32 protein-coding genes and 1 pseudogene are annotated in these 26,622 nt (G+C 56.3%); 2 read left to right on the top strand and 31 right to left on the bottom strand.

What is annotated here, in order from left to right:
- Positions 1-12 precede the first annotated feature (12 nt).
- The 24 genes and pseudogenes from rpsH to rpsJ all read right to left on the bottom strand — a co-directional run bounded on the left by rpsH (position 13) and on the right by rpsJ (position 14,337).
- Positions 13-405, bottom strand: a complete 393-nt coding sequence (gene rpsH / locus AC2FFP_RS15810) for a 30S ribosomal protein S8 (protein ID WP_008757119.1) — start codon at positions 403-405, stop codon at positions 13-15.
- Positions 406-418: 13 nt separating this feature from the next.
- Positions 419-724, bottom strand: coding sequence for a 30S ribosomal protein S14 (gene rpsN, locus AC2FFP_RS15805; protein ID WP_010437098.1), 306 nt, complete (start codon positions 722-724; stop codon positions 419-421).
- A 19-nt stretch (positions 725-743) separates the two neighbouring features.
- Complete coding sequence (gene rplE / locus AC2FFP_RS15800; RefSeq protein ID WP_058272373.1) at positions 744-1,304, bottom strand: 50S ribosomal protein L5; 561 nt, start codon at positions 1,302-1,304, stop codon at positions 744-746.
- The gene (rplX, locus tag AC2FFP_RS15795) at positions 1,297-1,608 is read right to left on the bottom strand and encodes a 50S ribosomal protein L24 (protein ID WP_496881229.1); all 312 of its coding nucleotides are present in this window, start codon (positions 1,606-1,608) and stop codon (positions 1,297-1,299) included. The genes rplE and rplX overlap by 8 nt, the downstream gene beginning before the upstream one ends.
- A gap of 2 nt (positions 1,609-1,610) precedes the next feature.
- Positions 1,611-1,979, bottom strand: coding sequence for a 50S ribosomal protein L14 (rplN, locus tag AC2FFP_RS15790; protein WP_008757934.1), 369 nt, complete (start codon positions 1,977-1,979; stop codon positions 1,611-1,613).
- Between the two features lie 76 nt (positions 1,980-2,055).
- Positions 2,056-2,286, bottom strand: coding sequence for a 30S ribosomal protein S17 (gene rpsQ, locus AC2FFP_RS15785; RefSeq protein WP_058272371.1), 231 nt, complete (start codon positions 2,284-2,286; stop codon positions 2,056-2,058).
- Positions 2,287-2,290: 4 nt separating this feature from the next.
- On the bottom strand, positions 2,291-2,497 hold the full coding sequence (gene rpmC, locus AC2FFP_RS15780) for a 50S ribosomal protein L29 (RefSeq protein ID WP_037311745.1): 207 nt from the start codon (positions 2,495-2,497) through the stop codon (positions 2,291-2,293).
- A 196-nt stretch (positions 2,498-2,693) separates the two neighbouring features.
- Entirely contained in the window at positions 2,694-3,119 is a 426-nt protein-coding gene (locus AC2FFP_RS15775) for an ester cyclase (RefSeq protein WP_298937828.1), read from the bottom strand.
- Between the two features lie 199 nt (positions 3,120-3,318).
- Positions 3,319-3,525 carry a cold-shock protein gene (locus AC2FFP_RS15770; protein WP_010437077.1) on the bottom strand — a complete coding sequence of 69 codons (207 nt, stop codon included), beginning with the start codon at positions 3,523-3,525 and terminating at the stop codon, positions 3,319-3,321.
- 257 nt (positions 3,526-3,782) lie between these two features.
- On the bottom strand, positions 3,783-4,403 hold the full coding sequence (locus tag AC2FFP_RS15765; protein WP_058272454.1) for a 2OG-Fe(II) oxygenase family protein: 621 nt from the start codon (positions 4,401-4,403) through the stop codon (positions 3,783-3,785).
- Positions 4,404-4,452: 49 nt separating this feature from the next.
- The gene (locus AC2FFP_RS15760) at positions 4,453-5,001 is read right to left on the bottom strand and encodes an amino acid synthesis family protein (RefSeq protein ID WP_282120538.1); all 549 of its coding nucleotides are present in this window, start codon (positions 4,999-5,001) and stop codon (positions 4,453-4,455) included.
- Between the two features lie 163 nt (positions 5,002-5,164).
- Positions 5,165-5,578, bottom strand: coding sequence for a 50S ribosomal protein L16 (gene rplP, locus AC2FFP_RS15755; protein ID WP_058272368.1), 414 nt, complete (start codon positions 5,576-5,578; stop codon positions 5,165-5,167).
- Positions 5,579-5,590: 12 nt separating this feature from the next.
- On the bottom strand, positions 5,591-6,301 hold the full coding sequence (gene rpsC / locus AC2FFP_RS15750; protein ID WP_496725243.1) for a 30S ribosomal protein S3: 711 nt from the start codon (positions 6,299-6,301) through the stop codon (positions 5,591-5,593).
- The gene (gene rplV, locus AC2FFP_RS15745; protein ID WP_039538267.1) at positions 6,301-6,681 is read right to left on the bottom strand and encodes a 50S ribosomal protein L22; all 381 of its coding nucleotides are present in this window, start codon (positions 6,679-6,681) and stop codon (positions 6,301-6,303) included. The genes rpsC and rplV overlap by 1 nt, the downstream gene beginning before the upstream one ends.
- Before the next feature lie 3 nt (positions 6,682-6,684).
- The gene (gene rpsS, locus AC2FFP_RS15740) at positions 6,685-6,963 is read right to left on the bottom strand and encodes a 30S ribosomal protein S19 (protein ID WP_010437056.1); all 279 of its coding nucleotides are present in this window, start codon (positions 6,961-6,963) and stop codon (positions 6,685-6,687) included.
- A gap of 3 nt (positions 6,964-6,966) precedes the next feature.
- Complete coding sequence (gene rplB, locus AC2FFP_RS15735) at positions 6,967-7,809, bottom strand: 50S ribosomal protein L2 (RefSeq protein WP_496770183.1); 843 nt, start codon at positions 7,807-7,809, stop codon at positions 6,967-6,969.
- Between the two features lie 226 nt (positions 7,810-8,035).
- The gene (locus AC2FFP_RS15730) at positions 8,036-9,670 is read right to left on the bottom strand and encodes a sulfatase-like hydrolase/transferase (RefSeq protein WP_496725241.1); all 1,635 of its coding nucleotides are present in this window, start codon (positions 9,668-9,670) and stop codon (positions 8,036-8,038) included.
- 162 nt (positions 9,671-9,832) lie between these two features.
- Positions 9,833-9,913: pseudogene (locus AC2FFP_RS15725) on the bottom strand (50S ribosomal protein L23); the annotation flags it as partial.
- Positions 9,914-9,918: 5 nt separating this feature from the next.
- On the bottom strand, positions 9,919-10,953 hold the full coding sequence (locus AC2FFP_RS15720) for a fatty acid desaturase (RefSeq protein WP_496725239.1): 1,035 nt from the start codon (positions 10,951-10,953) through the stop codon (positions 9,919-9,921).
- Between the two features lie 270 nt (positions 10,954-11,223).
- Positions 11,224-12,234 (bottom strand): aldose epimerase family protein, encoded by a 1,011-nt coding sequence (locus AC2FFP_RS15715; RefSeq protein WP_496881228.1) that lies wholly within the window; start codon positions 12,232-12,234, stop codon positions 11,224-11,226.
- A gap of 137 nt (positions 12,235-12,371) precedes the next feature.
- Complete coding sequence (locus AC2FFP_RS15710) at positions 12,372-12,668, bottom strand: 50S ribosomal protein L23 (protein ID WP_496770187.1); 297 nt, start codon at positions 12,666-12,668, stop codon at positions 12,372-12,374.
- Positions 12,665-13,282, bottom strand: a complete 618-nt coding sequence (gene rplD / locus AC2FFP_RS15705; RefSeq protein ID WP_050605826.1) for a 50S ribosomal protein L4 — start codon at positions 13,280-13,282, stop codon at positions 12,665-12,667. Before rplD ends, AC2FFP_RS15710 begins: the two co-directional genes overlap by 4 nt.
- Complete coding sequence (rplC, locus tag AC2FFP_RS15700) at positions 13,279-14,004, bottom strand: 50S ribosomal protein L3 (protein WP_058272361.1); 726 nt, start codon at positions 14,002-14,004, stop codon at positions 13,279-13,281. The genes rplD and rplC overlap by 4 nt, the downstream gene beginning before the upstream one ends.
- A gap of 18 nt (positions 14,005-14,022) precedes the next feature.
- The gene (rpsJ, locus tag AC2FFP_RS15695; RefSeq protein ID WP_008756422.1) at positions 14,023-14,337 is read right to left on the bottom strand and encodes a 30S ribosomal protein S10; all 315 of its coding nucleotides are present in this window, start codon (positions 14,335-14,337) and stop codon (positions 14,023-14,025) included.
- 343 nt (positions 14,338-14,680) lie between these two features.
- Here rpsJ and AC2FFP_RS15690 point away from each other — a divergent pair, with 343 nt between their 5' ends.
- Positions 14,681-15,220: a hypothetical protein gene (locus AC2FFP_RS15690; RefSeq protein ID WP_496770189.1), complete on the top strand. Its 540-nt coding sequence runs from the start codon at positions 14,681-14,683 to the stop codon at positions 15,218-15,220.
- Between the two features lie 162 nt (positions 15,221-15,382).
- On the opposite strand, the gene tuf is transcribed toward AC2FFP_RS15690, so the two are convergent.
- Genes tuf through rpsL form a run of 4 tightly spaced genes read right to left on the bottom strand, consistent with a single transcriptional unit; the run spans position 15,383 to position 19,612 of the window.
- Complete coding sequence (gene tuf, locus AC2FFP_RS15685) at positions 15,383-16,558, bottom strand: elongation factor Tu (protein WP_108861257.1); 1,176 nt, start codon at positions 16,556-16,558, stop codon at positions 15,383-15,385.
- 60 nt (positions 16,559-16,618) lie between these two features.
- The gene (gene fusA, locus AC2FFP_RS15680) at positions 16,619-18,736 is read right to left on the bottom strand and encodes an elongation factor G (RefSeq protein ID WP_496768421.1); all 2,118 of its coding nucleotides are present in this window, start codon (positions 18,734-18,736) and stop codon (positions 16,619-16,621) included.
- An 18-nt stretch (positions 18,737-18,754) separates the two neighbouring features.
- Positions 18,755-19,225 carry a 30S ribosomal protein S7 gene (gene rpsG, locus AC2FFP_RS15675; protein ID WP_008756926.1) on the bottom strand — a complete coding sequence of 157 codons (471 nt, stop codon included), beginning with the start codon at positions 19,223-19,225 and terminating at the stop codon, positions 18,755-18,757.
- Positions 19,226-19,240: 15 nt separating this feature from the next.
- Positions 19,241-19,612 carry a 30S ribosomal protein S12 gene (gene rpsL / locus AC2FFP_RS15670; RefSeq protein WP_005621086.1) on the bottom strand — a complete coding sequence of 124 codons (372 nt, stop codon included), beginning with the start codon at positions 19,610-19,612 and terminating at the stop codon, positions 19,241-19,243.
- A 385-nt stretch (positions 19,613-19,997) separates the two neighbouring features.
- Between rpsL and AC2FFP_RS15665 the strand changes: the two genes are divergently transcribed.
- Positions 19,998-20,804: a putative rhamnosyl transferase gene (locus tag AC2FFP_RS15665; RefSeq protein ID WP_496768423.1), complete on the top strand. Its 807-nt coding sequence runs from the start codon at positions 19,998-20,000 to the stop codon at positions 20,802-20,804.
- On the opposite strand, the gene AC2FFP_RS15660 is transcribed toward AC2FFP_RS15665, so the two are convergent.
- From AC2FFP_RS15660 to rpoC, 3 genes are all read right to left on the bottom strand, one after another.
- Entirely contained in the window at positions 20,789-21,658 is an 870-nt protein-coding gene (locus tag AC2FFP_RS15660; protein WP_496739454.1) for a DMT family transporter, read from the bottom strand. The two genes, AC2FFP_RS15665 and AC2FFP_RS15660, sit on opposite strands and share 16 nt — an antisense overlap.
- An 87-nt stretch (positions 21,659-21,745) precedes the next feature.
- Complete coding sequence (locus AC2FFP_RS15655; protein ID WP_496844625.1) at positions 21,746-22,255, bottom strand: macro domain-containing protein; 510 nt, start codon at positions 22,253-22,255, stop codon at positions 21,746-21,748.
- An 81-nt stretch (positions 22,256-22,336) separates the two neighbouring features.
- Positions 22,337-26,578, bottom strand: coding sequence for a DNA-directed RNA polymerase subunit beta' (rpoC, locus tag AC2FFP_RS15650; protein WP_496844626.1), 4,242 nt, complete (start codon positions 26,576-26,578; stop codon positions 22,337-22,339).
- Positions 26,579-26,622: the final 44 nt, after the last annotated feature.

Genomic DNA, 26,622 nt, shown 5'->3' with positions numbered 1-26,622 from the left:
TGACAGACCTCCTTAGAAGACGGTGCAGAGCACTTCGCCACCAACATTGTTGGAGCGTGCGTTCTGGTCCGACATCACACCTTTCGGAGTGCTGACAATCGACACACCCAGACCCTGACGGACCTGCGGGATGTCATTGACGCCCATGTATACGCGACGACCGGGCTTCGAGACCCGCTTCAGTTCGCGAATGACAGGGGTGCCTTCGTAGTATTTCAGGCTGATTTCGATGGCCGGATGACCGTTTTCACCGGTCGTCGCTTCGTAGCCACGGATGTAACCTTCGTCCGCCAGCACGTCCAGAACCCAACCGCGCAGCTTGGAAGCCGGGGTGGAAACGGTGGACTTGCCACGCATTTGCGCGTTGCGGATACGGGTGAGCATATCGCCGATAGGATCGTTCATATCATTCTCTCCCTTACCAGCTCGATTTCACCATGCCGGGGATCTGACCAGCAGAACCCAGCTCGCGCAGCGCGATACGGCTGACCTTCAGCTTACGGTAGTAAGCGTGGGGACGACCGGTCAGCTGACAGCGGTTGTGCAGACGAGTAGCCGAGCTGTTGCGCGGCAGTTTCGCCAGTTTCAGACGCGCTTTGAAGCGCTCTTCCATCGGCTTGCTCTCGTCATTCGCGATTTCTTTCAGCTCGGCACGCTTTGCGGCATATTTGGCCACCAGGCGTTCGCGCTTCTTCTCGCGTTCGATCATTGCTTTTTTAGCCATGTCTCAATCCTCCCGGCGCTTACGCGTTGAACGGCATGTTGAAAGCTTTCAACAGTGCCTTTGCTTCAGCGTCGGTTTTCGCTGTGGTGGCAATTACGATGTCCATGCCCCAGACTTCGTCAACTTTGTCGAAGTCGATTTCCGGGAACACGATGTGCTCTTTCATGCCCATGGCAAAGTTGCCCTGACCATCGAAAGACGGCTTCACGCCGCGGAAGTCACGGATCCGTGGCATCGCGATGGTGATCAGACGATCCAGGAATTCGTACATCCGGTCACCGCGAAGGGTCACTTTCGCGCCCAGCGGCATGTCTTCACGGACGCGGAAGCCAGCGATCGACTTCTTCGCCTTGGTCGAAACAGCCTGTTGACCAGCAATCGCAGTCAGATCCTCGACAGCAGCTTTTGCTTTCTTCGAATCTTTGACCGCTTCGGCACCACAACCGATGTTCAGAACGATTTTGTCCAGCTTGGGCAGCTGCATGTCGTTCTTGTAGCCGAACTCTTCTTTCAGAGCGGCACGGATGGTTTCAGCGTACTGAGCTTTCAGACGCGGGGTGTAGGTTGCGTTATCAAGCATCGATCACGTCCCCCGTGGTCTTGGCGAAGCGCACTTTCTTGTCACCTTCCATGCGGAAGCCAACGCGGGTTGCTTTACCGTTTTTGTCCAACAGAGCCAGGTTCGACAGCTCAATCGGGTTTGCCTGAGGCAGGCGACCACCCTGGCTGTTCTGGGTCTGGCGGGTGTGACGGATGGCGATGTTGATGCCATCGACAACAGCTTTACCGGCTTTAGGGTCAACCGAGGTGATAGTACCCTCTTTGCCCCTGTCCTTGCCGGCTAGCACGACGACCTTGTCGCCTTTGCGGAGTTTAGCAGCCATGATTACAGCACCTCCGGAGCCAGCGAGATGATTTTCATGAAGTTCTTGCCACGCAGTTCACGAACAACGGGGCCAAAGATACGGGTACCTACCGGCTCGTTGTTGTTGTTCAGGATGACGGCGGCGTTGCGATCGAAACGGATCGCGGTGCCGTCTTCGCGACGGACTTCTTTGGCGGTGCGTACGACGACGGCCTTACGGACGTCACCTTTCTTTACGCGGCCGCGCGGGATGGCTTCCTTCACCGAGACGACAATGATGTCGCCGACGGAGGCGTATTTACGCTTGGAACCACCCAGGACCTTGATGCACTGAACTCGGCGTGCGCCGGAGTTGTCAGCGACATCCAGATTGGTCTGCATCTGGATCATGTGGTTTCTCCCGACCTGTGGGGGCTGGTCTGGTTAGATCCCCCAGGGTTTCGACAAATGGAAAAATCCTGAAAGCTTACGCTTCCAGAACTTCCCAACGTTTCGTCTTCGATTTCGGCGCGCATTCGATGATGCGAACAGAGTCACCGACCTTGAAGGCGTTCTTTTCATCGTGAGCCCGGTATTTCTTGGACTTACGGATGGTTTTCTTCAGAACCGGATGCGTAAAGCGGCGCTCGACGGACACGGTTACGGTTTGTGCGTTGGCATCGCTGGTTACGGTGCCGGACAGGATACGCTTGGGCATAGGATTACTCCTCCGATGCCGCAGCAGCGGCCTTTTCGTTCAGGATGGTTTTGACGCGGGCAGCGTTGCGGCGGGCCGCTTTGATGCCGGCGGTGCTTTCCAGCTGACCGGTTGCCTGTTGAAAGCGCAGGTTAAAGCTTTCTTTCTTCAGGTTGGCCAGTTCCTCGCGGAGCTGGTCCGGGGTCTTGTCACGCAGTTCTTGGGCGTTCATCGCCTTTTCCTTTGCTCAAAACACCAGAAGGCCCCTTACAGGGTCACCTTTGACCTGGTGGATGAATGATAGACATACGAATCCCCCGACTCGGCCGGGGGAACGCAAGATGCCGCTCTATAGGGGAGTCGCTGGTGGGTGGCAAGGGAAACTTTGGGAAGACACAAGCAGCTACTCTAAGCACGCTATTCCTTGCTTACTTAACTAAGCCCAAATGTCGTGCGATGGTGGCGCTGTCGTAATAGTCTCTTCCCTCAACAACCATGCCACCTTTCACCCGCATCACCGAGCAATAACGCACTTCGTATCGCTTTCCGGTCGGTTCGAATTCACCAAGGCTTGAATGCAGCACACCTGTATGAGTGCCGGTGTTGTGGAACTCGACGATAGCCCATTCACCGCAATCGCTGACGATCACATTGTCAACGATGCATTCTCCATCTGGGAATGCCAGTCGCCAGCGCTCGTAGTCCTCTTTGTATGCTAACTTGCCAAGTTGTTTTTCTTCACGAGCAACATCCTCAAACTGGCAATCTTCGGCAATTACCTCGGCTCCGCGATCAGGATCGCGCATACCCCAACTCTCGTGGAATTGGCGAACCACTCGTTCAGCTTCTTTCACAGCAAACACCCCCCATGATCCAAGGAGCATACAAGATACTATATGAGCTGGCTCCAGATTTTCTCAGATTGTGTTACTGACCATTCCAATCGAAGGTGTGTGGCAACTCAGTCAAAAATCTAGCTAGGTCTAAATTGAAACGAAAAACGCGGCCTCGTTTGCACGAGACCGCGTCTTCAACTGTCTAAGTCTAAGTGACTTACGCCAGAGCGATGTTCACAGCCGACTCGCGACCGTCACGGCCGGGCTCGATGTCGAATGTTACTTTCTGGTCGTCAGCCAGGCCGGTCAGACCCGAGCGCTCAACAGCAGAGATGTGTACAAACACGTCTTTGCCACCGGTCTCCGGTGCGATGAAGCCAAAACCTTTAGTTGTGTTGAACCATTTTACGGTGCCATTGGCCATATCCGTAGTCTCCTATTAAATTGCTGTCCGCGGAATTGCGACAGCGCGGCGTTGTAGGTCTGGATCGAGAGACTGAACGCCGAAGATTCGGGAGACAGTGGTCGAAAAAGAAAAACGTAAGCGTGCCTCACATGGTTCATGACGACACATATTGCAAGGTTTTTCGACAACTCGAAGTGAAAAGTGATTGGCGGGGGCGCCGCCCATTCGTCCCGCAATCGCTACACTAGTACAATTGCTGTGTCGTGACCCGGGGTTCACTCCCACTTATAGTTAAAGCTGACACTGATCCGCTCATCCTCGGCCATATTCATCGGCACCTCATGGCGCAGCCAGCTTTCCCACAGCAGGACATCCCCCACCTGCGGCTTCATATAGATGAACGGCTGCAAATCCCGCCGCCCGCCCTTTAGCCGCGTCGGTGCCGCCATCATGCGGGCCGAGCGGGGGTCCTCCAGTTTCAGCGCGCTCGCCCCTTCGGGCATCGCCACATAGGTCGTGCCGGAAATCACGCTGTGCGGGTGCAGGTGGCTGGAGTGCATTCCGCCTTCAGGGAGAATGTTGATCCACAGGTCTTCGAGCTTTAATTCACCCTCGCCCAGATCGAACTCCAGATCCTTGGCAAAGGCTGCCACATGCTGATCCAACGCCTTGACCAGATCGGCAAAGATCGGGAACCGCCAGGGCAGATCGGTCAGCGAGGCATAGCTGGTGTAGCCGGGATAGCCGTTTTCTTCGCACCATTCCTGCCCGGCCTCATCATCCTCGGCGATGACAAGACAAGAGTTTTCCATTTCCTCGGGATCGATCTTGGGATCGAATTCGGAAAGTGCTGCGCGATAAAGACGAGTAACGAAGAGTGATTCAATCTGTGCCATGGGCCGGGCATAGCCCAAGCCCTGACCCAAGACCAGCCCCGACCAGCCTTCAGTTTTTGACCGGTCCCGAACCGCAGCGCGGGATCGGGCGTCCGCCATCTGCGTAGGCCAGACACATGACGATCTCGTCCGGTTTCGGCGCATCAGGAATATTCAAAGTCATGGTATCGAAATGGTCAAAGGACCACGGGTTGTCCTTGTGCCCAAGCGGCAGATCGATTGAACATCCCGGTGCCCCGAGCTTGGCATTAGACGGAATGACAGCTTCGCCCCCACCCGCTGTAGCACGCATAGGAGCGCCAAGTTTCGGGTGGATCAGTGCGCCGCCTTGTTCGAGATCGCCATTCGCGCCAACAATCGCTGCTTTACCATACGAAATCGGAGAACCGTCGAGTTGAGAAACAGCCTCGGCCGCGAGGTCAGCGCCGAGCGCACCACCTATTTCAAACAGCTCGGACAAGTCTTCCGAAAATTTACCGGCGAGTGGGTTCTGTATTACTGCCAAAGCTGCAACCCGGCAGACCGGAGCACATAGTTGCCCCAATTGATCGGTGGTTATGACCTCTTTGATGAATACCTTCTTGCGCAGCTGAAACATATGATCCTCCCATTCACAATTGTCAGCCTATGGGGGCCATGGACAATCGTCGACTTCTTTCACGAAACGATGGGATGGATCACAATAGGCTGACGAAAAAGAAAACCCCCGCCGGTGTCCCGACGGGGGTTAATCTTGTTACGAAGGGCTTTCGCCCAATCGCTTACCAGTCTTCGCGGATCACTACGCGGGTCTTGATCGGCAGCTTCATCGCGGCCAGGCGCAGGGCCTCACGGGCGATGTCGTCATTGACGCCGTCGATCTCGAACATCACGCGGCCAGGCTTGACTTTGCATGCCCAGCGGTCGACCGAACCTTTACCTTTACCCATACGAACTTCGATCGGCTTTGCAGTGACCGGAGTGTCGGGGAAGATGCGGATCCAGACACGGCCCTGACGCTTCATGTGACGCGTCATGGCACGACGTGCAGCTTCGATCTGGCGTGCAGTTACACGCTCAGGCTCAAGAGCTTTCAGACCATAGGTGCCAAAGTTCAGATCAGAGCCGCCTTTGGCTTCACCCTTGATCCGGCCTTTGTGCATCTTGCGGAATTTAGTACGCTTTGGTTGAAGCATATCTTTCCCTCCTTAGCGACGACCGCCACCAGCACCACGAGGTGCAGGGCCGTCCTGGAGTTCCTGTGCTTTACGGTCACGTGCCTGCGGATCGTGCTCCATGATCTCACCTTTGAAGATCCAGACCTTGATCCCGATGATCCCGTAGGGGGTCATCGCTTCGGCATGTGCGTAATCGATGTCGGCGCGCAGCGTGTGCAGAGGCACACGGCCTTCGCGGTACCACTCGGTCCGTGCGATTTCAGCGCCGCCCAGACGGCCAGCGACGTTCACCCGGATACCCAGAGAGCCCATGCGCATGGCGTTCTGAACCGAGCGCTTCATTGCGCGACGGAACGAAACACGACGTTCCAGCTGCTGAGCAATGGACTCGGCAACCAGCTGCGCGTCAAGCTCGGGCTTGCGCACTTCGACGATGTTCAGGTGCAGTTCGCTGTCAGTCATGTGAGCAAGTTTTTTGCGCAGAACTTCAATGTCTGCACCTTTCTTGCCGATGATGACACCGGGACGCGCGGTGTGGATCGTAACGCGGCACTTCTTGTGCGGACGTTCGATGATCACACGGGCAATACCGGCCTGCTTGCACTCTTTGTTGATGAACTCACGGATCTTGAGGTCTTCCAGCAGAAGATCACCGTAGTCCTTGGTGTCGGCGTACCAGCGGCTATCCCAGGTGCGGTTCACCTGCAGGCGCATGCCGATCGGATTTACTTTATGACCCATTAGGCTTGCTCCTCAACTTGACGCACCTTGATGGTGATCTCCGAGAACGGCTTCATAATCTTGCCGAACCGACCACGGGCACGCGGGCGACCGCGCTTCATGACCAGGTTCTTGCCAACCCATGCTTCGGCGACGATCAGCTCGTCAACGTCCAGGTTGTGGTTGTTCTCGGCGTTGGCGATTGCGGACTGCAGGCACTTCTTGACGTCCTGCGCGACACGCTTGTTCGAGAAAGTCAGATCGGTCAGAGCCTTCTCAACTTTCTTGCCGCGGATCATTTGCGCAACCAGGTTCAGTTTCTGCGGGCTAGTGCGAAGCATGCGTGTTTTCGCCATTGCTTCGTTTTCAGCCACGCGGCGGGGGTTCTTTTCCTTGCCCATGACTTACTTCCGCTTCGCTTTTTTGTCAGCGGCGTGACCGTAATAGGTACGAGTTGGCGAATACTCACCGAACTTCTGACCGATCATGTCTTCCGAGACGTTGACGGGGATATGCTTATGGCCGTTGTACACACCAAAGGTCAGACCCACGAACTGGGGCAGAATGGTGGAACGACGCGACCAAATCTTGATGACTTCGTTGCGGCCCGACTCGCGCGCTGCTTCGGCTTTTTTCAGCACGTAAGCATCGACGAAAGGACCCTTCCAAACAGAGCGAGACATAGATTAACGTCCCTTCTTCTTGGCGTGCCGCGAGCGGATGATCAGCTTCTGGGACGCTTTGTTCTTGTTGCGGGTACGCTTACCCTTGGTGTCCTTACCCCATGGAGTAACCGGTGTACGGCCACCCGAGGTACGACCTTCACCACCACCGTGCGGGTGATCGATCGGGTTCATTGCAACACCACGAACCGACGGACGAACGCCCTTGTGGCGCATACGACCGGCTTTACCGAGGTTTTGGTTGCTGTTGTCGGGGTTGGACACGGCACCGACGGTGGCCATGCATTCCTGACGGACCATGCGCAGCTCGCCCGAGCTCAGACGGATCTGAGCGTAGCCGCCATCGCGACCAACGAACTGAGCGTAAGTACCGGCCGCACGTGCGATCTGACCGCCTTTACCAGGCTTCATCTCGATGTTGTGGACGATGGTACCGATGGGCATGCCCGAGAACGGCATTGCGTTGCCCGGCTTGATGTCAGCCTTGGCGGATGCCACGACTTTGTCACCAACAGCCAGACGCTGCGGAGCAAGGATATATGCCTGCTCGCCGTCTTCGTATCTTACCAGTGCGATGAATGCGGTCCGGTTCGGGTCATATTCGATCCGTTCGACGGTTGCCGCGACATCAAATTTATTCCGTTTGAAGTCAACGATCCGGTAGAGACGCTTTGCGCCACCGCCGCGGCGGCGTGAAGTGATCCGTCCGGTGTTGTTCCGGCCGCCCGATTTGGTCAAACCCTCAGTGAGAGACTTGACCGGACGTCCTTTCCAAAGCTCCGAACGGTCGATCAGCACCAGCCCGCGCTGGCCCGGCGTCGTCGGCTTGTACGACTTGAGTGCCATGCTTTCTGTCTTCCGTTTAGCAAGTGCAGGGGATTTCCCCGCTATGTGATAGGCCCCCGTAGGTGCCAAGGGTATAGGGCCCCGAAGGTCCCCGGTTACAAATATCAGAGGCCCCGGAACGAATCCGAGGCCGTAAGATTGGGAGCGTTTAGCAGTGTTGGGGGTGGGTGTCTATAGAAGAAACCCGAATTTCATCTTCCAAACATGCGATCGCCTCAAGCAGCACCTACTGCCAGCTTGAAAACACTTCGCGGGCCTTTTCACTCTCGGGCCGCAGGTTTTCGATCCCCCCATAGGGCACACCTTTGCCCAGTGGCAGGTGAGGATACTTTTCGATCATCTTCTGGTGCCGTTTCATCATGTCCTGAAAGGACGCGCCGGACCAGAGTGAGCCACCGATATCGGGCGTGGATTCACGAGGGTCACGCAACACGTTATAAACCGGCGCTGCAGCGCCGGGCACACCGGGCGGCGGTAAGTGCATTTTGAATTCCTGCTTAACAATCGAACGCAGAACAGGGCCCTCGTAGATATAGACGTAGTCTCGGCGTGAGTTCCCTTCGCCCTCCAAAAGCAATGCGGTCTGGTCGATCCCATCTATCACACGATCGCGCGGAATATGTTCACTGCCTCCCGCGATCCGAGCCAGCGTGGTGTATAGATCTGAGACGTGAATAATGTCACCGGCATAGCTTCCGGCTTCGACGGCGGCTGGCCATCTGACAAAAGCATCAACCCGCACACCACCTTCAAGGTGTTCGGCTTTACCACCGCGATATATCAACTCCATCATCCCCGAATCCGGCGAGTATTGTTTGAAAATCCCGTTGTCCGCCATGAAAATGACCAGCGTGTTCTCGGACATACCGAGGTCATCAATCTTGGCCAGCAATTCACCAAACCATGTATCTACAACTTCCAACTTGTCTGCCATGAAGCCACCATTCCGACTCGTTTGCTGATCGGAATAGGTGAAGTTCAACGGATAGAGCGGCCAATATTGCAGGAAGAAGGGAGAGTCTTCTTTCGACAATAGTTCGAGCTGCTCCAGGGCTTGGGATTGGTAGCGTTCATTCATTCGTTCGTAATGCGCCTGCGTCCATTCTTCACCCGGAGCGAGGTCAACTTCTCGGGCCAATCCTCCCGCCTTAGCCTCCAACCCCGTCACAAGCCCATAGGGTTTAAACAGTTGGTCAACGGCAAATTCACCGGACTGGGTAGATCGGTGCCAACCGTTTAGATTGCTCGCTGCTGCGGCTTCAGGTGTCATCAAACTCAGCTGCACTTGCTGATGGACAGGAAAAAAGGCGTTATCGAAACCCTGATTGTGCGGGAACGACTGCTCAATATCTCCCTGATGCCACTTACCTACATGGGCAGTATTGTAACCGGATTGCTTTAAAACCTCAGCCAGCGTCACCTCATCTGCCGACAGTCCTTCGCCAACCAGGGCAACTTTCACTTCTTCCTGCCCGGCACGAACCGGGTGGCGACCCGTCAAAAAAGCCGTTCTCGTCGGAGTGCAAGAGGGCTCTGTATACATGCGCATAAGAGAAAGGCTCTCTGCGGCAAAATCGTTGATTTCCGGGGTATCAAAGCCCGTCACATAGTTCATTGGCCGACTGCCCATCAGGCCGAAACTCACATCGTCTATCAGGACAAAGAATATGTTTGGTGGGCGGTCATTATTGGCAGATCGAATAGCTGCAAGCTTTGCATCGACTTCGAGATCCTGCGCGTCCCATTGATCACCGAATTGCGCCCGAAGGAATTTGTACTCGCCATCATGTACAATCGGTTGGCCTTGTGCATGCAGAGTTGTTGCAGCAGCCAACGCGGCAAAAATGGTTCGAAAAAGCATCAAATCCCTCCAATTGACTATCGTCTCAAGGATAGCGGTTTGAGCCCACCAGTCAAACATTCAACAATTTGAAGTAGAGAGCCCCGTCAATCAAAAAAAGGCCCCCGCCTTCGCGGGGGCCCTTATCTCTCTCCAAAGACGGATCCGATCAGAGACCGGTAGAACGTTAATGGTGTTACCCTCTTCCAGGGTCACATTTTCTTTTTTGACGTCTTTCCGACGGCCCAGCTGGTCGAGGAACCTACCCCTCACCCATAAAGCGCGCGGGCCTCGGCGAAGGACAGCAGGCGACGGCCCTTCTCATCCCACAGATGCAGGCGCGCGTTGGCGAGGCTCTCACGGATGGTCATCTGGTTGCTGTTGGCCAGTTCATCATGATCGCGCAGCACCTCGGTCAGGCGATAGAACGGAATGCGGCTGTAGAGGTGGTGCACGTGATGGATACCGATATTCGCGCTGAACCACTGCAGCACGGACGGCAGGATGTAATGCGAGCTTCCGTGCAGGGCGGCCTCGTGCAATTGCCAGTCCTCATCGGTATCCCAATGTGTGTCCTCGAACTGGTGCTGCACGTAAAACAGCCACACACCCGCAGTCGCGGCAATCAGGGTTGAGGGCAGAAAGATCAGCAGCACCGGCATCAGGCCGCCAAAATAGTAAACGGCGACGAGGGCAGCCAGAATGGCAAGATTTGTGCCCATCGCGCTGATCCAGAACCTGACGCTGCCCGTCAAACCCAGCGGGAGGCGGTTTTGGAACAGGAACAGATAGCCGGGGCCTAGGACAAACAGTGTGATAGGGTTGCGGTACACGCGATACCAAAACCGGTTCATGGGCGTCTTTGACTGATACTCGGCAACAGTCAACGTGTGGATATCGCCCATTCCCCGTTTGTCCAAATTGCCCGAACTGTTGTGATGGTTGGAATGCGTACGGCGCCAGACGTCATACGGCGTCAGGGTCAAAACACCGATGACCCGCCCAACCCAGTCGCTGACCGACCGGTTCTTGAAGAACGCTCCGTGCCCGCAATCATGCTGGATCGCAAACAGGCGCAGCAGGAAGGCCGCGTTGAGAACGGCAATCGCAAAAGCCAGCCAATAGCTGACCGAAAGCGACATCCAGGACAGCGCCCATAAAACGAAAAAGGGGATAATGCTGACACCCAACTCAAAGGAGCTGCGCCACTGGTTCGGTTCGCGGTATTTGGCAAGTGTCGAAACCCAATCCCGCGCGGCGGTCACATCCGGTTTGTCCGGGGTCGAGAGATAGGGTTTTGTCATACGCCTGCCATGTCACTTCTGTTTGTAGAAACCGCATAGACTACCGTTCCGGCATAGCAAGCGAATTCTGGCTGAGGCGATTGCGTCGCGCTCATTTTCTTTGGTGTTGTTGCTCGGGAAACCTCCGCTTTCGCGGGTGCCTTCTTACTTATCCACAGTTGGACCCGATCAGAGTTAGGTATTCACGTCGATGGTGTAACCCTCTTATGTGGTCAAATTTGCTTTATTGACGTTTTGCGGCGGCCCAACTGATCACGGAACCTCCTGATTTTACCCCCCGCCCTGAAACACGTATCGTGAAACATGGCGATAGGTTTGGCCCTTGCGCAATACCGCACTGGGAAACCCTTGCTGATTGATTGAATCGGGCCAGACCTGTGGTTCCAAAGCGACGCCAGAATAAGGGCCGTAGGGTTGGCCGCCCAAGCCAATGCGTGGACCTTCATCCAAAGACGAACCGGAATAGACCTGCAAACCCGGCTCGGTCGTCTCTAGCTGCATCGTCAGACCCGAGGACAGGCCGGTCAACGTCGCCACAGGACGACAAGGCAGACGCTGATCGGACAGGCAGTAATTGTGATCGTATGCCCAGCCTCCTAAAGGTCGCGGTGACCGTAGGTCAAAGGGCGTGCCCTCAACGCTAAGCGCTTCACCTGTGGGAATGAGGTCCCCGTCAACAGGGGTGTAGCGTTCAGCGCGCACCATTAGTTCGTGTTTGCGGATGTCTGCGCCACCGTCGAGGTTGAAGTAGATATGCGGGGTCAGATTGCAGAGACTTGCCGACGTTGTCCGCGCTTCCATTTCAATACTCAATGTAGCGTCGGCCTCAACTCGGAAGGTCACTGTCGTTGCCAAGTCGCCGCCAAAGCCCATATGGCCATCAGGCAGGGTCAGCTGCAAAGTGACCGCTCCCGATGTAACGCTGGAAATTTCCCAGACCAGACAATCCATACCCTGCATTCCGCCGTGCAACGTATGAATACCCAAATAATTGCGATCCAGCTGGTAGCCAGCGCCATCCAGACTGTATGACGCACGCGCGATCCGATTGGCACAACGGCCCACCATGGCTCCTAGGTAAGCCGTGCTGTCTTCATAGCCTGCAATCTCTGGCCACCCCAATATCAGAGGATGCTCAAAATCCTGCACACGCAGATCCTGCAGCGTTGCGCCATAAGTCAAGATACGCGCAGAAAGCGCCCCCTGCCCTATTTCGATGCTTCTGACGATCTGACCATCCCGGGTTTTCCCGAAATCGCGAACCTGCTGTTCAGCCTGCATATCACCCGTCTCACTGCCTAGAGGTCACTGTGCACAGGTCCGGGCCAAGTTCAACGCGGCCAAACGAGCTGCGCCAACAAAAAAAGAGCCCCTGCATCAACAGGGGCCCTTTGTTCTTTTCCCAAAGACGGGTCCGATCAGAGACCGGTGCTTACGTCGATGGTGTTACCCTCTTCCAGGGTCACATATGCTTTTTTGACGTCTTTCCGCTTGCCCAACTGGCCGCGGAACCGCTTGACCTTGCCTTTGGTGATGGTGGTGTTGACCGCCTTCACCTTGACACCAAACAGCGATTCAACCGCTTCTTTGATCTGCGGTTTGTTGCTGTCGATCGACACTTCAAAGACAATCGCGCCGTTCTCAGACGCCATGGTCGACTTTTCAGTGATGATCGGCTTGCGGATCACGTCGTAGTGTTCTGCCTTCGCGCTCATTTCAGACGAGCCTCCAGTGCTTCGACAGCCGCTTTGGTGAGCACGAGAGTGTCACGCTTGAGGATGTCATAAACGTTTGCACCCATCGACGGCAGGATATCCAGACCTTCGATGTTGCGCGACGCCTTCAGGAAACCTTCGTTCACGGTCGCCCCGTCGATGACCAGAGCGCGTTTCCAGCCCAGGTTTGCAACCTGTTTGGCCAGTGCAGCGGTCTTGCCTTCGGCTTCGGCGTTTTCGATCACAACCAGTTCACCAGCTGCCATTTTGGCAGACAGCGCGTGGCGCAGACCGAGTTTACGGAACTTCTTCGGCAGGTCATGACCATGCGAACGCACGACCGGACCTTTGTAAACGCCACCACCCCGGAAGATCGGTGCCGAGCGAGCGCCGTGGCGTGCGCCACCGGTGCCTTTTTGGCGATAGATCTTCTTAGTCGAATAGGACACTTCCGAGCGGGTCTTGACCTTGTGGGTGCCAGCCTGAGCGTTGTTGCGCTGCCAACGGACCACACGGTGCAGGATGTCCGCGCGCGGCTCAAGGCCGAACAGATCGGCGTCCAGCTCGATGTTGCCGGCTTTGCCGCCGTCCAGTTTGATTACATCAAGTTTCATGCTTCACCACCTTCCGCGGGAGCTTCTTCCGCAGGTGCTTCAGTTGCAGCACCTTTTACGGCTGCCGGGAAAGGCAGGCCTTCCGGTGCTTTCTTCTTGACGGCGTCCTTGACGGTGACCCAGCCCGATTTCGGTCCGGGAACGGCGCCTTTGATGAAGACCAGACCACGGTCGGCGTCGGTTTTGACGACTTCCAGGTTCTGGGTGGTTACACGGGCAGCACCCATGTGACCGGCCATCTTCTTGCCTTTGAAAACCTTGCCCGGATCCTGACACTGGCCAGTCGAACCGTGCGAACGGTGGCTGATCGAAACACCGTGCGAGGCGCGAAGACCACCGAAGTTGTGGCGCTTCATTGCACCGGCAAAGCCTTTACCGATCGAGGTGCCCGAAACGTCAACTTTCTGACCTTCCAGGAAGTGTTCTGCCGAAATCTCGGCACCCACTTCGATCAGGCCATCTTCGGAGACGCGGAACTCGGCCAGCTTACGCTTAGGCTCGACCTTTGCAGCGGCATAGTGACCGCGCATGGCCTTCGAGGTGCGTTTTGCCTTGGCAGCACCAGCGCCCAGCTGAACGGCGGTGTAGCCGTCTTTGTCAGCAGTACGCTGTGCAACGACCTGCAGGCCGTCCAGGTGAAGAACGGTCACAGGGATCTGCTTGCCGTCTTCCATGAACAGGCGGGTCATGCCTACTTTTTTTGCGATAATACCAGAGCGCATAATCTATACCCTCCGATCTTACGACTGCAGCTTGATCTCGACGTCCACACCAGCGGCGAGGTCGAGCTTCATCAGCGCGTCAACGGTCTGGGGGGTCGGATCAACGATGTCGAGCAGACGCTTGTGCGTGCGGATCTCGAACTGGTCGCGGGATTTCTTGTCAACGTGAGGGCCACGGAGAACCGTGAACTTCTCAATCTTGTTCGGCAGCGGGATCGGGCCGCGCACGTTCGCGCCGGTCCGCTTGGCAGTATTGACGATCTCTTGCGTGCTGGCATCCAGAACGCGATAGTCAAATGCCTTCAGCCGAATACGGATGTTTTGGCTTTGCATAATAACAGCCTTTTATCAGGCGTTGAGGTTGAGAGGAGGACAAGCGCGCATCGCCAACCCTCTTCGAACCCAAAAGGCGGGAATCACCCCGCCTTGACGTTCTTATCGAGAACTCGCGCGACTTACAGGGGTGTGGGGGGATTGGCAAGGGGGAAATGTACTTCGCATGAGCACGCGAATGCAAGCCCACCACTAGTGAGCTCAACCTGAACGCCAAAAATATAGTAACACACAGTTTTTGAGTGACTGCAGCTTTGATCTGTCACTTTTAGATTGAGACTCAATTCAAGACTGTTAGCAGTACACCGAACACAAGCATTTCATACAGCAAGAAGGAAAATACATGCGTGGATTTGCAACCATTCTTGCGCCAGCCGTTTTGAGTGGCGCAGTTGTTCTTTCAACTACCTCGGCAGCGATGTCATTGGATCTCAATCAGCGCGCCCAAATCATTGAGAGTGTAGGTAAATTTGTTGAAGCCATCGGTTGCGCATACGAAGCGGACAATCAAGATGATCTCTTGGTAGCCGATCTGGGCACAGAAGAAATGGACGGTGCCAGTTACATAGCATTTCCAATGGTTGATGTTGGTTGCGCACAAGGATCCGGAACTATCTACTTCACACCGGTTGTACTGCGGGTCTCAGATTTTGGCTCTCAGGCAACTTACGTAGACTTGTGGGCTACTGCGCAAGTTGATTTCGTCAACATGCCAGCAAGATCTTTGGAATCTGTAGAAGCTCTGGATGCGAGTCACATTCGCATGACCGGATATGACTACCACGAAGACGATTCAAATTGCTGCCCGACCAAACGCGTGGACCGTGTATACAAACGGTACTTGGGAGGAGGAGAAGGATTGTGGGTCCCGGTGTTTGATTGACGCGATAAACCAAGCACAAAATCCACTCCCAAAAAAAGGCCGCCCCGAGGGAGCGGCCTACGACTAATTCCTTTCCGCGCAACGCGTGCTGACCATAGCAGGAATGCAAACAAAAAAGGGCGTCCCGAGGGACGCCCTTTTCGTTTGATATCTCGAGAGCGATTACTCGACGATTTTCGACACGACGCCGGCGCCGACGGTGCGGCCGCCTTCGCGGATGGCGAAACGCAGGCCGTTTTCCATCGCGATCGGTGCGATCAGTTCAACCTCGAACGACACGTTGTCGCCGGGCATAACCATCTCGGTGCCAGCTGCCAGGGTCACGGTGCCGGTCACGTCAGTCGTACGGAAGTAGAACTGAGGACGGTAGTTCGCGAAGAACGGAGTGTGACGACCGCCTTCTTCCTTGGTCAGGATATAGGCTTCGGCTTCGAACTTGGTGTGCGGTGTAACCGAACCTGGCTTACACAGAACCTGACCACGCTCAACGCCTTCACGGTCGATACCGCGCAGCAGGGCGCCGATGTTGTCGCCCGCTTCGCCGCGATCCAGCAGCTTGCGGAACATTTCAACACCAGTACAGGTGGTTTTCTGAGTGTCACGGATGCCGACGATTTCGATCTCGTCGCCAACGTTGATCACGCCACGCTCAACACGACCGGTCACAACAGTACCACGGCCCGAGATCGAGAATACGTCTTCGACCGGCATCAGGAACGGCTGGTCAACAGCGCGCTCAGGTGTCGGGATGTATTCGTCCACGGCCGCCATCAGCTTGCGGATCGATTCTTCGCCGATTTCCGGCTTGTTGCCTTCCATCGCGGCCAGAGCCGAACCTGCGATGACTGGAATGTCGTCGCCGGGGTAGTCATACGAAGACAGCAGCTCGCGGATTTCCATTTCCACCAGTTCCAGCAGTTCTTCGTCGTCAACCTGATCCACTTTGTTCATGAACACGACCATGGTCGGGATGCCAACCTGGCGGCCCAGCAGGATGTGCTCGCGGGTCTGCGGCATCGGGCCGTCAGCAGCGTTCACAACCAGGATCGCGCCGTCCATCTGTGCGGCACCGGTGATCATGTTCTTGACGTAGTCAGCGTGGCCGGGGCAGTCGACGTGCGCATAGTGACGCGTGTCGGTCTCGTATTCCACGTGGGCGGTCGAGATGGTGATGCCACGTGCTTTTTCTTCAGGCGCGCCGTCAATCTGGTCATACGCTTTGAAGTCACCGAAATACTTGGTGATTGCTGCGGTCAGCGTGGTCTTGCCGTGGTCAACGTGGCCAATCGTGCCGATGTTGACGTGCGGCTTATTACGCTCAAACTTTTCCTTTGCCATGATGGCCTCCTTTTTCGGTAATGAAGGGAGCCCCTGAACAGAGCTCCCTCAAATCTTCGCTTATGCGTATTTCGCCTGGATCTCGTCCGAGATGTTCTGCGGAACCGGATCGTAGTGATCGAACTGCATGGTGAACTGGGCACGGCCCGACGACATCGAACGCAGAGTGTTGATGTAGCCGAACATGTTCGCCAGCGGAACGAACGCGTCGATCGCGATGGCGTTGCCACGGTTTTCCTGACCGGAAACCTGACCCCGACGTGATGTCAGGTCGCCGATGATGCCGCCGGTGTATTCTTCCGGGGTGATCACTTCGACCTTCATGATCGGCTCAAGCAGTTTCGCACCGGCTTTGCGCATGCCTTCACGCATACCCATACGAGCCGCGATTTCAAACGCCAGAACCGAGGAGTCCACGTCGTGGTATTTACCTTCGATCAGGGCAACCTTGAAGTCGATCACGGGGAAGCCAGCCAGCGGGCCGCTATCCATGACGGATCTGATGCCTTTTTCGACACCCGGGATATATTCCTTGGGCACCGAACCACCAACAACGCGGGATTCGAACGAATAGCCTTCACCCGGCTCTGTCGGCGAGATGATCATCTTCACCTCAGCGAACTGACCCGAACCACCCGACTGTTTCTTGTGGGTGTAAACGATCTCGGCTTCGTGACCGATGGTTTCGCGATAGGCAACCTGCGGCGCACCAATGTTCGCTTCAACCTTGAATTCACGCTTGAGACGGTCAATCAGGATGTCCAGGTGAAGTTCGCCCATGCCCTTCATGATGGTCTGACCAGATTCCAGGTCAGTTTCCACGCGGAAGGATGGGTCTTCTGCGGCCAAACGGCCCAGACCCTGGCTCATTTTTTCCTGGTCAGCCTTGGTTTTCGGCTCAACCGCGATCTCGATCACCGGATCGGGGAAGGTCATCGTTTCCAGAACCACCGGATCGCCGGTCGCACACAGAGTGTCGCCGGTGGTGGTGTCTTTCAGACCTGCCAGTGCGATAATGTCACCTGCGAATGCTTCCGTGATTTCCTCACGATCATTCGAGTGCATCATCATCATCCGGCCGATACGCTCTTTCTTGCCCTTGGTCGAGTTCAGAAGCGTGTCGCCCTTGGCCAGAGTACCCGAGTAGATGCGGGTAAAGGTCAGCGAGCCAACAAAGGGGTCGTTCATGATTTTGAACGCCAGGCCCGAGAACGCCATGTCATCATCCGCGCGGCGGGCAATGTTACGGGTTTCTTCTTCGTCACCGGGTTTGAAGCCCATGTAATCGACAACGTCCAGCGGGCTGGGCAGATAGTCGATCACAGCATTCAACAGCGGCTGAACGCCTTTGTTCTTGAACGCCGAACCACCCAGAACCGGAACAAACGCGATTTCCAGAGTACCTTTGCGCAGCAGGGCGCGCAGGGTCGGAACGTCGGGCTCATTGCCTTCCAGGTATTCCATCATCGCGTCGTCGTCCATTTCGACGGCCGCTTCGACCATTTTACCGCGCCATTCGTCAGCCATGTCTTTCAGGCTGTCACGGATCGGTGCTTTTACCCAGCTTGCGCCCAGGTCTTCGCCCTGCCACAGCCATTCTTCCATGGTGACCAGGTCGATCAGGCCTTCCAGCTCGGTTTCTGCGCCGATTGGAATACCAACTGGAACAGCACGTGCGCCGGTACGATCTTCGATCATTGCAACGCAGTTGAAGAAGTCGGCGCCGATCTTGTCCATCTTGTTGACGAACACCATACGCGGAACCTTGTAGCGGTCAGCCTGACGCCACACGGTTTCGGTCTGGGGCTCAACACCGGCGTTTGCGTCCAGAACGCAGACGGCACCGTCGAGAACCGCCAGCGAACGTTCAACTTCAATGGTGAAGTCAACGTGGCCGGGGGTGTCGATGATGTTCAGGCGGTGCTTGGGCGAGTCAGCAGTTACACCGTCTTCGGTGCGTTCCCAAAACGTGGTGGTCGCCGCCGAAGTGATGGTGATGCCGCGTTCCTGCTCCTGCTCCATCCAGTCCATGGTGGCTGCACCATCGTGCACCTCACCGATGTTGTGGGATTTGCCGGTGTAATACAGGATGCGTTCCGAGCAGGTGGTTTTACCTGCATCGATGTGCGCCATGATACCGAAGTTACGGTAATGGTTGAGTGTATATTCGCGTGCCATTTTGATAAGCCTCTGGAATTACCAACGGTAATGGCTGAAGGCTTTGTTCGCCTCGGCCATCTTGTGGGTGTCTTCGCGCTTTTTCACGGCAGTACCGCGGGACTGTACGGCGTCCAGCAGTTCGCCCGCAAGGCGCTCTTCCATGGTGTTTTCGTTACGGCCACGCGCAGCAGTGATCAGCCAGCGGATGGCCAGTGCTTCGCGGCGCTCGGGGCGCACTTCGACCGGAACCTGATAGGTTGCACCACCAACCCGGCGCGAGCGAACCTCGACCGACGGTTTGATGTTGTCGAGTGCTTCGTGGAACACTTCGACAGGAGCGCGCTTGATCTTGCCTTCAACGCGGTCAAAGGCGTTGTAAACGATGCGCTCTGCGACCGACTTCTTGCCGTCGATCATCAGGTTGTTCATGAATTTGGTCAGTACCTTGTCGCCAAATTTGGCGTCAGGCAGGACTTCGCGTTTTTCGGCGGCGTGACGACGTGACATATCAGCCTCTCCTTCTTACTTGGGACGCTTCGCGCCGTATTTCGAACGACGTTGCTTACGGTCTTTGACGCCCTGGGTATCCAGAACACCGCGCAGGATGTGGTAACGGACACCGGGAAGGTCTTTTACACGGCCGCCACGGATCAGAACAACCGAGTGTTCCTGCAGGTTGTGGCTTTCACCGGGGATGTACGAGATGACCTCGAACCCGTTGGTCAGGCGCACTTTGGCAACCTTACGCATAGCGGAGTTCGGCTTTTTCGGTGTGGTCGTATACACACGAGTACAGACGCCGCGCTTCTGCGGGCACTGCTCCAGGTGCATGGACTTCGAGCGTTTTACTTTGGGCTGACGCGGCTTGCGGATCAGCTGTTGAATAGTTGGCATTCCGGTTTCTTCCCCGTTTTGCAACACACATGACATGCACGCGCATTGCGTGCGGCTAAACTTGCTGCGTTCGTGCGTCCACAAGCGCAAAACCCGCGAGCGTTCCCATTCCGAGGTGAACGTCGCGGTTTGTTATCAGAGGGCGCGAACGATAAAAGTGTCCGGGCCTTGACCAGTTCATTACTGGAATCGGTTGTGGGGCGGCCCCCGGCACCGAGATGACGCGCGTATATGGGGAGTCGGCCCGAGTGTCAACAGCACATACCCGACAAGCCGATTGGCAGCGTTTTATCAAGACTTAGCTGCAGCTTCCAGCGCTACTCGCCCGTTGCCGGCAATTGCGGATTTCTGCATAGTGGCCACGAAACTTTTTGATGGACGAAACATGCAAGTCATTGGCCTGTGCCGCTTTTCCTACCCCGCGATCGGCGGCTATCAGGTAGAACACGAAACTGTCGAAGAGCGTCGTCAATACCTGTACAATCCAGAGCGGCTGGAAGAACGGTTTCGTCTGTTCGAAACCACCACCATGCCCGGTTTTCGGGAACAGACAGACGAGGACTTTGAACTGGTGGTGCTAACCGGTGAATGCCTTCCCCAAAAGTCCATGGACCGACTGTATGATCTAACCTCGGGCATCAGGCAGATCCGCATCGTCAAGCGCACACCAGCCCGGCATCGCCCAGTTGTCAAAGAGGTTCTGCACAGCGCCCGCACCGACCCGGATCAGCCGTGCCTCCAGTTCCGGCATGATGACGATGACGCCGTCTCGGTCGACTTTGTCGAACGTCTGCGCCTTGCGGCGATTGACGCTAAAGGACTGACCAGGAATAGCCAAACGGTCGGGCTGGATTTCAACAGCGGGTTTCTGGCGCGTTTTGGACCGGATGGCATTCGCGCCACCCAGGTGTTCCGGTCCCTTTTGGGCGTAGGGTTGGGGATGTATATTGCCGGCGGCTGCAAACACACGATCATGAGCTTCACGCACCATAAGATCGGTCGTTTCATGCCCGTGATCAGCTATCCCGACGCGCCCATGTGGGTGCGTACGCTGAACAACTTCAACGACTCCCCCCATGCCCGCGCCAGCAAGACCGGGCTGTCCCCACTGACACCGGAACAAGAAGGCGAGTTCATTGCGCGATTTGCCATTGAACAGGACAAGGTGCGGCGGGCTCACTCGGCAGGTTGAGACTGCCGTTCCCGGAACAGCGTGAACAGCCCCGCACCCACGACCAGAACAGCGCCCAACATCGTGATCGTATCAGGCCAATCGCCAAAAATGACCCAACCCAGCCCCAAAGCCCAGATCAGGCTGGAATACCGGAACGGCGCGATAAAACCGACGTCGCCTTCGCGCATGACCATGACGCTGCAAAGATATCCGGTCAGAACAAAGACCGCGGCTGAGGCCACCATTATGCCTGCGCCCGGCGTTACCGGCTCCCACCCTGTGACTGCAGTTGCGATCCCTGCGGCCACTGTAATGGAAACCGTCGTCGCCAATGTGACCGTCAAGGACGGAACATGGGTGGACATACGCCTGGTAATCAGGTCGCGTGCGGTGACGGATGCCACGGCAATCAGAGCGTAAATCGCGTAAAGACTGAACCCATCAGGCCCCGGCCGTACAATCAGCAACATTCCTGCAAAGCCCATCCCGATCGCTAGAATGCGGCGCCAGCCGATATGTTCACCAAAGAACAAAACAGCCCCCAATGTCACCGTAAGTGGCAACGCCTGAAGAACGGCCGTTACATTTGCAAGCGGCATATGCAAAAGCGCTGTCAGAAAGAAGAATGTGGCCGACAACTCGGCCAGGCAGCGTGCAGCAACAAGCCACTTGTCGTGGCGCGGAAAGTTCAGGTGCAGCGCCCCAAGATGACGCGCCATCAGAAACACCAATAACGTCGCCAAGAGGCCACGCATCGCAACCATCTGAAACAGCGGCAAGTCTGCCCCCGCAACTTTGATCAATGCATCATTAACGGTAAAGGCTGCCATGCTGCCCATCATCAGCATAGCGCCCTTCACATTCGGGTTCATAGTCGCAGAATCCAATACTCAAAAGAAACACGGATCATTGGCCGTAAGTCCTTGTGAGATGTCAATATGCAACCACGGACCCGTCGGTCAGTCGGGCAAGATCACCAGTGTGTGGTCTATACCGGCAAGGGCCGCGTCTATGCGCTGGGCAATCTCAACCCAATCACCCCCAGCCAATCCTGCGCCAATCATCGGATAGCCGATCCGCGATGCGGGAAATGTGCGTGCAATCTTCGAAAAACAACCCGAGATCGCGTCATATTCCACAAGCGGCCCCGGCCCCTCCCAATGAAACTGGGTATAGGCATTAACCACCGCAAACTCGGTCGTACCCCGCGTGATCTGGACCGAAGAAATCGTTCCGAGTTTTGATCGGGACCCAAGGTCCGTCTGCTTGTCGGCCTCAAGCGCATCAGGGAATTCCACCGCAATCGCCCGTGCTATCCCGGCCCCCATCGCATGGAAGCAATTGCAACCGTGAACGATGACATCAAACTCACCATTCAGTGCAAGCTGTATCAAATCACCTTTGATTGTATGCATCATGCATCCCTTGGTCAGTGGGTCGCTGTCTTCGAGACTATTCAGTTGTATCACGATTGGGCGAAAGCGCACCAAGGGCAAAAGAAAAGGCCCCGCAAAATCGCAGGGCCTTTCCGTATTTCTATGATGAGGAAGTTACTCGCGGCTTTCCGGTGTTTCCACCAGAACGTCCAGCTCGTCACCGACCATATCGTCATCCATGACCGGCGCAGCCAGAGCAGCGGCCGCTTCGGCCTCTTCCCGGCGGGCTTCGATCACGACGTTGTCGCGGCCTTGCGCAACCTGGCGCACGGCCTGAGTGGCCCCACCGGTACCGGCTGGGATCAGGCGACCAACGATGACGTTCTCTTTCAGGCCAACCAGTTTGTCCTTCTTGCCCTGAACCGAAGCTTCGGTCAGCACGCGGGTGGTTTCCTGGAACGACGCCGCCGAGATGAACGAACGTGTCTGCAGCGAGGCTTTGGTGATCCCCAGAAGGATCGGTTCGCCCTGAGCCGGACGTCCGCCGCGGGCCAACGTCTTTTCGTTGGCTGCGTCAAACTCCTGCTTGTCGACATGTTCGCCTTTCAGCAGGGTGGTGTCGCCCGAATCCAGGATCTCCCACTTCTGCAGCATCTGGCGCACGATGACCTCGATGTGCTTGTCGTTGATCTTCACGCCCTGCAGACGATAAACGTCCTGCACTTCGTCGATCATGTAATCCGCCAGCGCTTCAACACCCATGATGGACAGGATGTCATGCGGAGCCGGGTTACCGTCCATCAGGTATTCACCCTTCTGGATGAAGTCCCCTTCGGCGACCGGGATGTGCTTGCCCTTGGGTACCATGTACTCGATGGTCTCCATGGACTCGTCAGCCGGCTCGATGCTGATGCGGCGCTTGTTCTTGTAGTCGCGGCCAAAGCGCACGTAACCATCGGCTTCTGCGATGATCGCGTGATCTTTCGGACGACGGGCTTCGAACAGTTCGGCCACACGTGGCAGACCACCGGTGATGTCCTTGGTCTTGGCGCCTTCACGCGGGATACGCGCAACGACTTCACCAGCCTCGATTTTTTCACCGTCTTCGATCGACAGGATAGCATCCACCGACATCGGATAGTGAACCGGGTTGCCCGCATCATTGCGGACCGGCTCGCCATCTTCACCAACCAGAATGATCTCGGGCTTGAGGTCGCTGCCTTTGGGGGCGGCGCGCCAGTCGATCACGATTTTCTGGGTCATGCCGGTTGCATCGTCGGTCTCATCGCGGACAGCAATGCCCGAAACAAGGTCAACATACTTCGCGGTACCGGCTTTCTCGGCGATGATCGGCAGGGTGTAGGGGTCCCACTCGTACAGCTTGTCGCCACGGGCAACCTTGGCGCCGTCCTTGACGAACAGCTTGGAGCCGTAGCCCAGCTTGTGGCTGGCACGTTCCTCGCCGTGTTCGTCCTTGATCACCAACTTCATGTTCCGACCCATGACCAAGATTTCGCCCACGGAATTGGCCAGAACCTGCGGGTTCTCGAACGACACCACACCGTCTTGGCTGGCTTCCTGGAACGACTGCTGACCACCTTGGGCAACACCGCCGATGTGGAAGGTCCGCATCGTCAGCTGTGTACCAGGTTCACCGATGGACTGGGCGGCGATGATGCCGACAGCCTCACCCGTGTTGACCCGCGTACCACGTGCAAGGTCACGACCATAGCAGGTGGCACAAACGCCTTCCTCGGACTCACAGGTCAGAGGCGAGCGGATGCGCATCGAAGCAACACCGGCCTCGTCAATGGTGTCGGCCATGCGTTCGTCGATCAACTGACCCGCAGCGACCAGAACCTCTTCCGTACCCGGACGCAGAACGTCATCGGCCGAAACACGACCCAGCACACGTTCGGCCAGCGATGCAACAACCTCACCATCGTTGACCGCGGCTTCGGCGGTGATCGCACGTTCAGTACCACAGTCGATCTCACGAACGATGCAGTCCTGAGCCACGTCCACCAGACGACGGGTCAGGTAACCCGAGTTCGCCGTCTTCAGAGCGGTATCCGACAGACCTTTACGGGCACCGTGGGTCGAGTTGAAGTACTCGAGAACGGTCAGACCTTCTTTAAAGTTCGAGATAATCGGCGTCTCGATGATGTCACCGTTCGGCTTGGCCATCAGACCACGCATACCGCCCAGCTGTTTCATCTGAGTAACCGAGCCACGCGCACCCGAGTGGGCCATCATGTAGACCGAGTTCGGTTCCTGTTCGGAGCCATCCTCTGCCCGATCCGAAGACGAGATCGTGCCCATCATCGCATCGGTGACGCGGTCGTTACACTTCGACCAGGCATCGACAACTTTGTTGTACTTTTCGCCCTGTGTGATCAGTCCGTCCATGTACTGCTGTTCAAAGTCTTTTACCTGACTGCGGGTCTCATCAACGATGCCCCACTTATCATCAGGGATGACCATGTCGTCCTTACCGAACGAGATGCCCGCCTTGAACGCTTCTTTGAAACCCATCGACATGATCTGGTCACAGAAGATAACCGACTCTTTCTGACCGCAGTAACGGTAGACAGTGTCGATCACCTGCTGCACTTCTTTCTTCCGCAGCAGACGGTTGACCAGCTCGAACGGCGCCTTGTTGTTCATCGGCAGCAGCGCACCCAGGCGCAGACGGCCCGGAGTTGTCTCGAAACGCTTCTGAACTTCGTTGCCTTCGTCGTCGATCTGCGTGATCCGCGCGGTGATCTTGGTGTGCAGGTGCACTTCGCCGGAATCCAGCGCGTGCTGAACTTCGTCGATCGAACCAAACACCTTACCTTCGCCGGGCATGCCTTCGCGTTCCAAGGTCACATAGTACAGACCCAGGATCATATCCTGCGACGGAACGATGATCGGCGCACCGTTTGCAGGCGACAGAACGTTGTTCGTCGACATCATCAGAACACGGGCTTCCAGCTGGGCCTCAAGGCTGAGGGGCACGTGAACCGCCATCTGGTCACCGTCGAAGTCGGCGTTAAAGGCCGAACAGACCAGCGGGTGCAGCTGGATGGCTTTACCTTCGATCAGGACCGGCTCGAACGCCTGAATGCCCAAACGGTGCAGCGTCGGCGCACGGTTCAGCATAACAGGGTGTTCGCGGATCACCTCGTCGAGGATATCCCACACTTCGGGACGCTCTTTCTCGACCAGTTTCTTCGCCTGCTTCACGGTCGAAGACAGACCCTTGGCTTCAAGGCGCGAGTAGATGAACGGCTTGAACAGCTCCAGCGCCATCTTCTTGGGCAGACCACACTGGTGCAGCTTGAGTTCCGGACCGGTCACGATGACCGAACGGCCCGAGAAGTCGACGCGCTTACCCAAAAGGTTCTGACGGAAGCGACCCTGCTTACCTTTCAGCATGTCCGACAGCGATTTCAGCGGACGCTTGTTGGCACCGGTAATCACGCGCCCACGACGGCCATTGTCGAACAGAGCGTCCACGGATTCCTGCAACATCCGCTTTTCGTTGCGGACGATGATGTCAGGTGCGCGCAGTTCGATCAGACGCTTCAGACGGTTGTTCCGGTTGATGACGCGGCGATACAGATCGTTCAGATCCGAAGTCGCGAAACGGCCACCATCCAGCGGAACCAGCGGACGCAGTTCCGGCGGAATGACTGGGATCACGGTCATCACCATCCACTCAGGCCGGTTGCCCGACTCGAGGAAAGATTCAACAACCTTCAGACGTTTGATGATCTTCTTGGGCTTCAGTTCACCGGTTGCTTCGGCCAGATCAGCGCGCAGCTGCTCGGCTTCGGCTTCCAGATCGATCTGAGCCAGCATCTCACGGATAGCTTCCGCACCGATGTTCGCCGTGAACGCGTCCATGCCATAGGCATCCTGCGCGTCCATGTACTCTTCTTCGGTCAGCATCTGGCCATAAGACAGGTCGGTCAGACCGGGCTCGATGACTACATAGTTTTCAAAGTACAGAACACGTTCCAGATCGCGCAGCGTCATGTCCAGCATCAGACCGATGCGGGACGGTAGCGATTTCAGGAACCAGATATGTGCGACAGGCGCGGCCAGTTCGATGTGGCCCATACGCTCGCGGCGGACTTTCTGCAGGGTGACTTCCACACCGCATTTCTCGCAGACAACGCCGCGATACTTCATCCGCTTATATTTGCCGCACAGACATTCGTAATCTTTGATCGGGCCAAAGATACGCGCGCAGAACAGACCGTCACGCTCGGGCTTGAACGTCCGGTAGTTGATGGTTTCGGGTTTCTTGATCTCGCCATAGGACCAAGACAGAATCCGCTCGGGCGACGCCAAGGAGACTTTGATCTCGTCAAAGACTTTCGGCGGCGTCAGCGGGTTGAACGGGTTATTGGTGATTTCCTGGTTCATTTTGCGTCCTTACAAATTGGGATGGGATGAGTGTGGGGCGTTGC

This window comes from Ruegeria sp. YTSC004, assembly GCF_059609805.1.
Note: the sequence above shows the minus strand (reverse complement) of the source record. Positions and strands in the feature narration are given on the sequence as shown.